General features: G+C 61.1%; 12 protein-coding genes. 6 read left to right on the forward strand and 6 right to left on the reverse strand.

Annotated features, from left to right (window positions below; genetic code table 11):
• Positions 1–132 precede the first annotated feature (132 nt).
• Both MO767_RS30380 and MO767_RS30385 read right to left on the reverse strand, forming a co-directional pair.
• The gene (locus MO767_RS30380) at positions 133–1,071 is read right to left on the reverse strand and encodes an alpha/beta hydrolase (RefSeq protein WP_282483544.1); all 939 of its coding nucleotides are present in this window, start codon (positions 1,069–1,071) and stop codon (positions 133–135) included.
• Positions 1,058–1,897 carry an SDR family NAD(P)-dependent oxidoreductase gene (locus MO767_RS30385; RefSeq protein ID WP_282483545.1) on the reverse strand — a complete coding sequence of 280 codons (840 nt, stop codon included), beginning with the start codon at positions 1,895–1,897 and terminating at the stop codon, positions 1,058–1,060. The genes MO767_RS30380 and MO767_RS30385 overlap by 14 nt, the downstream gene beginning before the upstream one ends.
• A 145-nt stretch (positions 1,898–2,042) precedes the next feature.
• On the opposite strand from MO767_RS30385, the gene MO767_RS30390 reads away from it, so the two are divergent.
• The 4 genes from MO767_RS30390 to MO767_RS30405 all read left to right on the forward strand — a co-directional run bounded on the left by MO767_RS30390 (position 2,043) and on the right by MO767_RS30405 (position 5,516).
• Complete coding sequence (locus MO767_RS30390) at positions 2,043–3,086, forward strand: Rieske 2Fe-2S domain-containing protein (protein ID WP_282483546.1); 1,044 nt, start codon at positions 2,043–2,045, stop codon at positions 3,084–3,086.
• Positions 3,087–3,221: 135 nt separating this feature from the next.
• On the forward strand, positions 3,222–4,352 hold the full coding sequence (locus MO767_RS30395; RefSeq protein ID WP_046054842.1) for a LuxR C-terminal-related transcriptional regulator: 1,131 nt from the start codon (positions 3,222–3,224) through the stop codon (positions 4,350–4,352).
• A gap of 87 nt (positions 4,353–4,439) precedes the next feature.
• Positions 4,440–5,045, forward strand: coding sequence for an ADP compounds hydrolase NudE (nudE, locus tag MO767_RS30400; protein ID WP_282483547.1), 606 nt, complete (start codon positions 4,440–4,442; stop codon positions 5,043–5,045).
• 303 nt (positions 5,046–5,348) lie between these two features.
• The gene (locus MO767_RS30405; protein WP_282483548.1) at positions 5,349–5,516 is read left to right on the forward strand and encodes a hypothetical protein; all 168 of its coding nucleotides are present in this window, start codon (positions 5,349–5,351) and stop codon (positions 5,514–5,516) included.
• A 51-nt stretch (positions 5,517–5,567) separates the two neighbouring features.
• Here the strand turns inward: MO767_RS30405 and dmpG are convergent, their stop codons facing one another.
• Genes dmpG through MO767_RS30425 form a run of 4 tightly spaced genes read right to left on the reverse strand, consistent with a single transcriptional unit; the run spans position 5,568 to position 9,173 of the window.
• Entirely contained in the window at positions 5,568–6,602 is a 1,035-nt protein-coding gene (dmpG, locus tag MO767_RS30410; protein ID WP_282483549.1) for a 4-hydroxy-2-oxovalerate aldolase, read from the reverse strand.
• Positions 6,603–6,615: 13 nt separating this feature from the next.
• Entirely contained in the window at positions 6,616–7,524 is a 909-nt protein-coding gene (locus MO767_RS30415; RefSeq protein WP_282483550.1) for an acetaldehyde dehydrogenase (acetylating), read from the reverse strand.
• Between the two features lie 18 nt (positions 7,525–7,542).
• A complete protein-coding gene (locus MO767_RS30420; RefSeq protein WP_282483551.1) occupies positions 7,543–8,334 on the reverse strand; it encodes a fumarylacetoacetate hydrolase family protein in 792 nt (263 codons plus the stop codon).
• Positions 8,331–9,173, reverse strand: coding sequence for an alpha/beta fold hydrolase (locus MO767_RS30425; protein WP_282483552.1), 843 nt, complete (start codon positions 9,171–9,173; stop codon positions 8,331–8,333). Before MO767_RS30425 ends, MO767_RS30420 begins: the two co-directional genes overlap by 4 nt.
• Before the next feature lie 163 nt (positions 9,174–9,336).
• Here MO767_RS30425 and MO767_RS30430 point away from each other — a divergent pair, with 163 nt between their 5' ends.
• Together MO767_RS30430 and MO767_RS30435 are read left to right on the forward strand one after the other, a co-directional pair.
• Positions 9,337–10,110 carry an SDR family oxidoreductase gene (locus MO767_RS30430; protein WP_282483553.1) on the forward strand — a complete coding sequence of 258 codons (774 nt, stop codon included), beginning with the start codon at positions 9,337–9,339 and terminating at the stop codon, positions 10,108–10,110.
• Between the two features lie 17 nt (positions 10,111–10,127).
• On the forward strand, positions 10,128–10,625 hold the full coding sequence (locus tag MO767_RS30435) for an SRPBCC family protein (RefSeq protein WP_282483554.1): 498 nt from the start codon (positions 10,128–10,130) through the stop codon (positions 10,623–10,625).
• Positions 10,626–10,695: the final 70 nt, after the last annotated feature.

Consider the following 10,695-nt stretch of genomic DNA (forward strand, 5'->3'; position numbering starts at 1 on the left):
ATCGTCGGAAAACACAAAGCCTGTGAACACCCTAAATCCCTTGTGGGAGCGAGCCTGCTCGCGAAGGGGCCGGCACAATCAACATCTACGTCGCGGGTAACTCCGCTTTCGCGACAGGCTCACTCCCACAGGTTATGTGTTTGCTTCAGATAGCGCCCTACGCAGGTCTGCCGCGGCATCGGACAAGGCTTGCGCAGCGCGCTCGACAAACGGCGCCATGCTGATAAAACCGTGAATCATGCCCTCGCAGCGCTGCACGCGCACCGCCACGCCGGCTTCCCGCAGACGCAAGGCAAACGCCTCGCCCTCATCCCGCAAAGGATCAAACTCGGCGCTGATCAGGGTGGTCGGCGGCAAGTCCGCCAACCGGTCGGCGCGCAACGGCGAGGCCAAGGGATCATCCCCTTGATCGGCATCCTGCAGGTACTGCTGCCAAAACCAGTACATCATCGCACCGGTGAGGAAATAGCCCTCGGCAAAATCCTCATAAGACTGACTGTCGCAACGGGCGTCGGTGACCGGGTAAAACAGGCACTGATGACTGATTTTCGGCCCCTGACGTTGCGCCGCCAGCCGACTCACGGCGAGCGCCAGGTTGCCCCCGGCGCTGTCCCCGGCCAAGCCGAGCCGGTTGCCATCAACGCCCAGTTCAGACGCATGCTCGACAAGCCAGCAGGTGGCCGCATAACAATCGAGTGGTGCCGCCGGGAATTTGTTTTCCGGCGCCAGTCTGTAGGCGACCGACACCACCACCGCCTCCGTCAAACTGGCAAGTGAACGGCAGAGGTTGTCATGGGTGTCGAGGTTGCCCATGACAAAACCGCCTCCGTGGAAGAACACCAACAGCGGCAGGTTGTCCTGCTCCAGTGGCCGGTACAGCCGCGCATCCAGCTCGCCCGCCGCGCCCGCGACCCGCAGGTGACGCACTTCGATCATCGGGTCGCCGGGGATGGCGGGCAGCAGGTTGTCGGAAAACTGCCGATATTGCTTGGCATCGAGCTGGCTGAAATCCGGCTCCGGCAGGTCGCGAAACTGCTGGAGCACTGCGACGATCTGCTTATCGAGCGGCATGGGAATCTCCCCCTACATCGGTCATTTGAAACTGCGGATTGGTTTCTTCCAGGATGCTTTGCACACGTCGCTCCAGCGCCGGTTTGAAACCTTTGTGAGGGAAGACCCAGAAGCGTTTTTCGGCGATGGCGGCGAACACCTGCTCCGCCAGCTCGCTCGGCGTCATGCCTTGGCGGATGCTGCTATCGAGCAATTGACTGAATGACGAACCGGCCGCGTCCACCACTTGATTCGACGCCATGATTTCACTGGCCACCGGCCCTGGGCACACTACCGAGACCGATATCGGCACACCGAGCATGCTCAATTCGTAGTGCAGGGTTTCCGAGAGTGCGACCACTGCCTGCTTGGTCACGTTGTAAGGCGCCATCAACGGGCTGCTGAGCAAGCCCGCGAGGGACGCCGTGTTGATCACATGGGCCGCCCGCCCCTGGCGCAAAAACAGCGGCACGAAACTGCGAATGCCATTGATCACACCGCTGAGGTTGACGTTGAGCATCCGTTGCCATTGCTGTGCAGTGATTTCCCAGCTGTAGCCGGTCTGCATCACTCCGGCATTGTTGAACAGCAGATCAACCCCGCCAAAGTGCTCGAGGGCGATATCGCGCAAGCGCTCGACTTGCGCCAGATCGCCAACATCCGTGACGCAAGCAATCGCCTGCGCACCGCTCGTCTGTAGTTCATCGCACAGCGCTTGCAACCCCGGCCCATCGAGATCGGCCAGCACCAGGCGCATCCCCAGCCTTGCCGCATGCTCGGCCAAACCCCGGCCAATTCCACTGGCAGCCCCGGTAATCACCGCGACCGGCCCTTGTTCATTGCTCATCGCCAACTCCTGCACTGGGTCCAATGGCGTCAGTAGAGCGGGCGGGCGTAAACCGGCCATCGTCCATTCAGACGATGCCCGCTTCTACAGGGGCGGCAGAATCCGTGACAGGCGCCAAACCCGTGAACCCTGGGAGAATAATAAGATGAGTACCTTGCACCGCATCGAAGCCAAACTGCTGGAAGACCGCTACGCCCGTGGCTGGCATTGTCTGGGCCTGGCCGTCCAATACCGCGACGGCAAGGCCCATCGTCTGGAGGTGTTCGGCACCCGGCTGGTGGCCTTTCAGGGCGAAGACGGCGAGCTGCATATTCTGGATGGCTATTGCCCGCATATGGGCGCCGACCTCAGTACCGGTTGCGTTGAAGGCAACTCGATTCGCTGCCCGTTCCACGCCTGGCGCTGGGGTGCCGATGGTGTCTGCGATGACATTCCTTACGCCAAACGCATTCCGCCACGGGCCCGACTCAAAAGCTGGCCACTCATGGAAGAAAACCAGTTGCTGTTCGTCTGGAATGACCCGGAAGGCAACCCGCCGCTCCCTGAGCAACGCATCCCGCGCATTGACGCTTGCTTCAGTGACGAGTGGGCCGCGTGGAAAGTCGCCGAATTGCAGATCGGCACCAACTGCCGCGAACTGATCGACAACGTCGCTGACATGGCGCACTTCGGCACGGTGCATGGCGCCCCCGTCGAGGAATTCAGCAACGTCTTCGAAGGTCACCTGGCCACCCAGATCATGAGCGCCCGCAGCGAGCGCTTGTCCGGCGACAGCGCGTTGAGCACCGTGGCCACCTACTTCGGCCCGGCCTACCAGATCACCGAAATGACCGGCGCCATGAACGGTCAGCCTATCCATTCAATCCTGCTCAACTGCCATGTGCCGGTCGACCTCGACAGCTTCACCCTGCGCTACGGCGTGCTGGTGAAAAAGATTCCGGGGCTGAGCGAAGAACAGAATCAGGCAATGGCCAAGGCCTATGTGCAACAGGCACAGGAAGCTTTCTACGAAGACGTGACGATCTGGCACAGCAAGACCCGCGTCGACAACCCGTTGCTGTGTGATGGCGATGGACCGGTCTATCAACTGCGCCGCTGGTACGAGCAGTTCTACACCGACATCGCGGCGCTCTCGGCCGACGTGCTGGTACAAAAACGGTTCGTCGTGCGCGCCAGCGAACGGGTCTGAACACAGCGGCCTTTCGCGCTCCCTGCGCCTGACCGGCAGCCGCCCGTCAGGCCTTGAGCCCGAGCGTTGCAAGGTGTCGATATCGGCGCTTATTCTCGGCCACCGCCAACGCTAATAATAAGAACGGTTTTCCCTATGCAGCAGAGCCTCAGCCTCGATACGTTCAGTGATTTGATCGGCAACCTCTATCAGGGACCGCTGGAAACCATTCCCTGGGCGACCTTTCTCAACCAGCTCAACGTCTACCTGGAAAGCAAGTACGTGACCTTCATCCTGCGTCCGCCAAGCGCGCATGTGGATGGCTTGATGGTCAACACCACCGGTACGTCGACCGAGGCGACCGCGTCGTACAACAAACACTTTTTCACCCTAGACCCGTTTGTCGACCTGCCCAACCGCCAGGTGGTGACCCTTGCCGAGTTCGTGTCCAACGACGATTGGCAGCACTCGGAGTTCTACAAGAATTTCCTCGAACCGGTGGATGTGTTCCACATACTCGGCGCCGACATCAACACCTGCGACGGCGCCCAGTGCCGTATCCGCATCAGTCGCGGACGCGATGACAAGGCCTTCGGCAACGAAGAAAAAGCCTTGCTGACGCATTTCATCCCGCACCTGGAACGCTCGATCAAGATCCACATGCAGCTCAATCGCATCGAAGCCGAGCGCAACCTCTACGCCGGCGCGGTGAATCAGTTGGCGGTCGGCACGATCATCCTTGACGAGGCTGGCAAAGTGCTGCAAACCAACCAGGTCGCCGATCGGCTGATCCAGGAAAAGGACGGCATCAAACTGGTCAACGACGGCCTGCAAGTCGGTACGGCCCGTGACACTCAAGAGTTCCGGCGCCTAGTGAAACAATCGCTGCTTTCGCAAAAAAGCAGCAACCCGTCGGTGGTCGAAGCGCTTCGTGTGCAACGGCCGTCCGGGCGGGCGGACCTGGGGATCATCGTGCGCTCGGTGCCGCTATCGGACTGGAGCGAAGGCAAACAGTGCCCCACCGTGGTGATTTTCATCAGCGACCCGGAGCAACAGTCCACCGCGCCACAGGAGATCGTCCGCGCGCTGTTCGACTTCACCCCGGCCGAAACTCAACTGGCCATGTTGTTGGCCAACGGCCTGACCCTCGACGAAGCCTCCGAGGAACTGGGCATCAGCCGCAACACCTCGCGGGCGCACCTGCGGTCAACCTTCTCCAAGACCGGCGTGACCCGCCAGACCATGCTCGTGCGGCTGATCCTGCGCAGCGTGGCGACCCTCGGTTAGCGTTCAACCTCCGCCCTCGTCCGCTCGGACGATGGCGGCCATCCCGGCAGGGCGCACAGTGGTTTTATCCCAACCAGGGGCCTGACCATGCGCAACTGTCCAACTATCCTCAAGACTGAATTGCTGGCTGAAAGCGGCTATTTTCAGATCGAAGCTTTGCACCTGCAATTCAGCAACGGCCAGCAGCGGGTTTATGAACGGCTGCGCGGCACCGGTTATCGCTCGGTGATGCTGGTGGCGATGCCCGATCCGCTGCATGTATTGCTGGTGCGTGAATATGCGGTCGGTGTCGAAAAAACCGTGCTCGGCCTGCCCAAGGGCGGCGCAGAACCCCATGAAGACTATCTGCAAGCGGCGCAACGCGAACTCTGCGAAGAAGTCGGGATGCGCGCTGCACGCCTCAGCGAACTGGGCGAACTGACCCTGGCACCGGGTCACCTGTGCCATCGCTACCGCGTGGTGCTGGCCGAACAGTTGAGTCCCTGCCAACTGGTCGGTGACGAGCCCGAACCGCTGGAATGCCTGCGCGTGCCACTGGCGCAGATCCCCGACCTGGTGGCCCGCGGCGAACTCAACGAAGCGCGAGCCATTGCTGCACTGTTCATGGCCATGGGGGCATTGGCCACACGCAAAACCTGTGGGAGCGAGCTTGCTCGCGATGAGGCCGGCACATTCAACATCGATGTCGCCTGACACACCGCCATCGCGAGCAAGCTCGCTCCCACAGGGGGTCGGGGTGGTACGCAAATTCCCGGGCCGACCCTCTCCAATGTGGGAGTGAGCTTGCTCGCAATGAGGCCAGTACATTCAACATTGATGTCGCCTGACACACCGCAATCGCGAGCAAGCCCGCTCCCACAGGGGACCGACGTCGTACGCAAATATCCGGGCTGACCCCGCGCCCACGGGGCTTGTGTAGTCCATTCGGACGAAGCCACGTTCCGCCAGCCGCAATACCTTGCCTCTACAACAATAAAACCCGTTTCGAGGCTCGCTATGCGAAAAGCCACCTGTGCCCTGTTCATCATCGTCTGCGCCGGCAGCACCGCCAGCCTGTGTCAGCGCTTCAAGAATGAAGCCTATCGACCGACCACAGCGCTCATCAGTTGCTCGGCCAGTGCCATCAATTGCTATCCCCCGCTGGTGCGTAATCTGCTCCCATAAAAAACCACCGTAACTGCAAGCCAGTTCGGTGGTTTTTTTGTTGCCCAAACGTCAGGTTGGCAAGACACCCCGCGAACGTGACAGGGTCAGCGCCAGGTCTTCGATCATGTCTTCCTGACCGCCGACGGTGCCGCGTCGACCCAATTCCACCAGCAGCTCACGTGCGGCAACGCCGTACTTTTGCTCGGCACGTTTGGCGAACAACAGGAACGAACTGTAGACCCCGGCGTAACCCAGGGTCAGCGCATCGCGGTCGAGGCGGATGGGCTGGTCCATCATCGGCACCACCAGGTCCTCGGCAACGTCCATGATCCGGTACAGGTCGATGCCACTGTTGACGCCCATCCGCTCAAGCACCGCGACAAACACTTCGAGCGGCGTATTGCCCGCCCCCGCGCCCAGCCCCGCCACCGATCCGTCGATACGTGCGGCGCCCGCTTCGATCGCGGCAAGGGAATTGGCAATCGCCATGCCCATGTTGTGGTGACCGTGAAAACCGACTTCCGTCACGGCATTGAGCCCAGCTCGCAATGCCGCGATTTTCTCGGTGACTTCATCAGGCAGCATGTAGCCAGCCGAGTCAGTGCAGTAAATGCAGTTGGCCCCATAACTCTCCATCAACCGCGCCTGCTCCAGCAGTTTCTCCGCGCTGACCATGTGCGCCATCATCAGAAAGCCGACGGTATCCAGGCCCATCTTCGCTGACATACCGATGTGCTGGCCGGAGACGTCCGCCTCGGTGCAGTGGGTGGCCACACGAATGGTCGACACCCCGTGTTCATGGGCCATTCTCAAATGATCGAGAGTGCCGATACCCGGCAACAACAGCGCCGAGACGTTGGCCTGCTTAATACGCGGGATCACCGCCGCGAAGTACTCCTCGTCGCTGTGGGCGGGGAAACCGTAGTTCAGCGATGCACCGCCCAGGCCATCGCCGTGGGTGATTTCGATCAGCGGCACGCCGGCTGCATCGAGACCGGTCGCTACCGAGATCATCTGTTCCAGGCTGATTTGATGCTGTTTGGCATGCATGCCGTCGCGCAGACTCATGTCGTGCAGACGGACGCTCTTACCTTGCAAATTCATGGCAATTCTCCACTCAACGGACGGGCAGTTGCAGGGTGCCCTTGTGGGCTTCTTCGGCGAACATCTCGGCGGTACGCAGCCCCGCGGCGGTCATGATGTCGAGGTTGCCGGCGGACTTTGGCAGGAAGTCGCCGAGACCTTCGACTTCGATGAAAATCGACACCTTGTGCCCATCAAACACCGGGCCATTGATCAGCTTGTAGCCGGGAACATAGCGCTGCACTTCCCTGACCATCTGCAACACCGAGGTGCGAATGGCGTCCTGATTCGGTTCGTCATCCGTCAGGCAGTGGATGGTGTCGCGCATCATCAGCGGTGGCTCGGCCGGGTTGATGACGATGATTGCCTTGCCGCGTCGGGCGCCGCCGATCTTCTCCACCGCACCGGCCGTGGTGCGGGTGAATTCGTCGATGTTCTGGCGAGTGCCCGGGCCGACCGAACCGGAGGACACGGTGGCGACGATCTCGCCGTAACTCACCGGCTGGACCCGTGACACTGCCGCGACCATCGGAATGGTCGCCTGGCCACCGCACGTCACCATGTTGACGTTCATCGCCAACGTCGCCGCATGCTCCTTGAGATTGACCGGCGGCACGCAGAACGGGCCGATGGCCGCTGGCGTGAGATCAATCATGATCACCCCCAGCGCGTTGAGCTTGCGGCTGTTTTCCGCGTGTACGTACGCCGAGGTGGCATCGAAGGCGATGCGAATATCATCGTCGAGCACATGGGGCAGCAGCCCGTCGACGCCTTCGGCCGTGGTTTTCACGCCCAATTCACGGGCGCGTTTAAGGCCCTCGGATTGGGGGTCGACGCCGACCATCCAGACCGGCTCGATCCATTCCGATCGATACATTTTCATCAGCAGGTCAGTGCCGATATTGCCCGGGCCGATAATGGCCGCTCTGAGTTTCTTGCTCATCCGGTTAAACCCCACAGGTCAGGCGCAGAAGGACACCTGGGCACTACCCAGGCCATCGATAGTCAATTCAAAACGGTCGCCCGCACGCGCAGGCTCCAGCGGCACCAAAGAGCCTGAGAGAATGATTTCCCCGGCCTTGAACGGAATACCGAAAGCACCCAGGGTGTTGGCCAGCCAGGCCACGGCCGTCAGCGGATTACCCTGCACCGCCGAACCCAGCCCCTCGCTGAGGAGTTCACCGTTCTTGAACACACGCATGCGCAAGTTGGGCAAATCCAGCGTCCGTGGATCGACCTGAACATCACCCAGCACGAACACACCGCAAGAGGCATTGTCGGCGACGGTGTCTTGTATGCGGATCCGCCAGTCATGAATCCGTGAGTCGACGATCTCGAAGCACGGCGTCACATACTCGGTCGCTTCCAGCACGTCGGCTTCGGTAACACCGGGGCCGATCAGATCGTGCTTGAGCTTGAAGGCAATCTCGCCCTCGGCGCGCGGCTGGATCAGCTTGTTCGCGGCGAGGGAGATTTGCGCGTCATTGGCGAACGACATCTGCCGGGTGATGAAGCCAAAATCCGGCTGATGCACGTTGAGCATTTGCTGGACTGCCGCCGACGTCACGCCGATTTTCTTGCCGACAATCCGGTCACCGGCGGCCACCCGGCGTTCGATGCTGTAGAGGGAAATATGGTAAGCATCTTCGATGCTGATCGCCGGCCAGCGCTCGGTCAGCGGCGCCAGGGTGGTGCCGCTCAGCAACGCCTGATACAGCTCTTCGCCGTATTGATGGCGCAGTTGTTCACTCATGAGCGAGCCTCCTCAAAGAACGCCAGGCACTCACGGTTGAACAGTTCACGGTGCTCGACCATCACCCAATGCCCGCATTCGCTGAGCAGTACAAAGCGAATGTTCTGGCAGTGTTGCATCATCGTTTGTGCGCCAGACACTGGGCAGAATTTGTCGTTCATGCCCCAGAAACCGAGGATCGGACACTGTAACTCGCCGAGGCGCGAAGTCATGTTCGGTACTTGCATGGTCGACAACACGCAGACCGGTTGCTGTCGCACCACGGCGACGCGCTCATTGACCGTTTCGTCGCTGATCAAGGACTCATCGAACAGTTGCAGCGCCAGCAGCCGGCGCATTCCGCTCGCATCGTGCAGTTCACCCTTGGCGAAGGCCGCACCCATTTTCTGGATGCCTTCCATCTGCAAGTAATACTGTTCTTTTTCCATCAGGCCGCCGGGCGCCATCAGCACCAGCCGGCTGACCCGCTGCGGTTGGTCGAGGGCCAGTTTGATCGCGATCGCACCGCCCAGAGAATTGCCCACCAGCACGCAGCGCTGGATATCCAGGGCATCGAGCAAACCGCTCAAGGCGTCGACAAAGAAGTCCAGGGTGTAGAGGGTGTCTGGCTTATCTGAAGCACCATAACCCGGCAGGTCCGGGACGATGGTCCGGTAGCCTGCCGCGGCAAACACCGGGTAGTTCTGCTTGAAATTGCTGTGACCGCTGGCGCCCGGCCCGCTGCCGTGAATGAAAATCACCGGCTCGCGGCTGCCGATGTCCTGCCCGCTGATATCCAAGTAGTGCAGCTGCAAACCTTCTGGCAGCGTAACGAAGTGCCCTTGCGCTGATGCGTCCATAAGGTGTCCTCCCGGCCTGTTGTTGTCGCCGGATTATTCCGAGCACCCGGGCAAACAACATCGTCCGACAGGACTACGCTGCCCTAGTCTTTTCGGACGTTGGCCTATGGGTGCTACGCACCTAGCATCGACAGCATTCCCGAGCGACAAAACGAGGCATCCCATGCTTGATCCGATGGACTTTCGCGGCAAAGTGGTACTGGTCACCGGCGGTGGCAAAGGAGTCGGTCGCGGCATCAGTCAGCGTTTTCTCGACTGTGGTGCCGACGTGGTGATCTGCGGTCGCGAAACACCGGACACCCTGCCTGCCAGCGCTGGACGCGAGGCGCTGTTTCTGCCCTGCGACCTGCGGGATGTCGAGCAGTCCGGGCGGTTGATCGATAGTATCGTCGAGCGTTTCGGTCGCCTCGATGTATTGGTCAACAATGCCGGCGGTTCACCGAATGCCGACGCGGCCAGTGCCTCGCCGCGCTTTAGCGAAGCGATCATCCGCCTCAACTTGTTGGCGCCGCTGAATCTCTGTCAGCAGGCCAATCAGGTGATGCAGGCGCAAGCCGAGGGTGGCGCAATCATCAATATTTGCAGCGTCAGCGCGACCCGCCCCTCGCCGGGCACTGCCGCCTATGGTGCGGCCAAGGCCGGGCTGCTGAACCTGACCGGTTCACTGGCGGTGGAATGGGCGCCCAAGGTGCGGGTCAACGCTGTGACGGCCGGGTTGATTCTCACCGAGCAGGCGGCCATGCATTATGGCGATCAGGCGGGCATTGCCCGGGTGGCGGCGACCATCCCGCTGCAACGCCTGGCGGCTCCGGAAGACATCGGCGATACCTGTCTTTACCTGGCATCAACGCTGGCACGTTATGTCAGCGGCGCGGACATCACCGTGCACGGCGGTGGCGAACGCCCGGCGTTTCTAGATGCGGCACACACCAATTGAACAAGAGGAATTCCAGCATGCCCGCGATTGCCAGCCACAGCGTCCTGCTCGACCTCACCCCACAAGCCGCATGGGCCAAACTGCGCGACCTGAGCCTCGCCCCGCATTACGTACCGGGGTTGACCAGTTGCCAGTTTCATCCCGGCGCACGTGAAGGGGTTGGCGCCAGCCGCCGGGTGTTCCGCAAAGGAGGTCAGTGGCTGGACGAGAGCGTGGTGCAATGGCAGGAAGGTGCGGGTTTCGTACTGATTCTGCACCGCGCCAGTAGCGGCGCGCCCTTCCCGTTCCGCGAGGCCAGCTTCAGTTATGCCTTGCAGGCCGAGGGTGACACGACACGCATCACCACCCAAATGAACTACAGCCTGCGCGGTGGCCGACTGGTGGAATGGTTGCTGGCGAAGGCGTTCAGCAACGTCGTGCGCCAGATTGCCGAGAATCTCAAGGCCTTCTACGAAACAGGGCAGACGCAGAATCGTGACTTGCTCGCCGCCACGCCTCAGGAACGCGCCGTGTAGCAGCTGCCGAGCAGCGCGAGGCTGCGTTCGGCTGCGAAGCAGTCGTAAATCCTGTGCACGCGGTTTACCT

The sequence above is a fragment of the Pseudomonas sp. UYIF39 genome, assembly GCF_029963765.1.
GTDB lineage: Bacteria > Pseudomonadota > Gammaproteobacteria > Pseudomonadales > Pseudomonadaceae > Aquipseudomonas.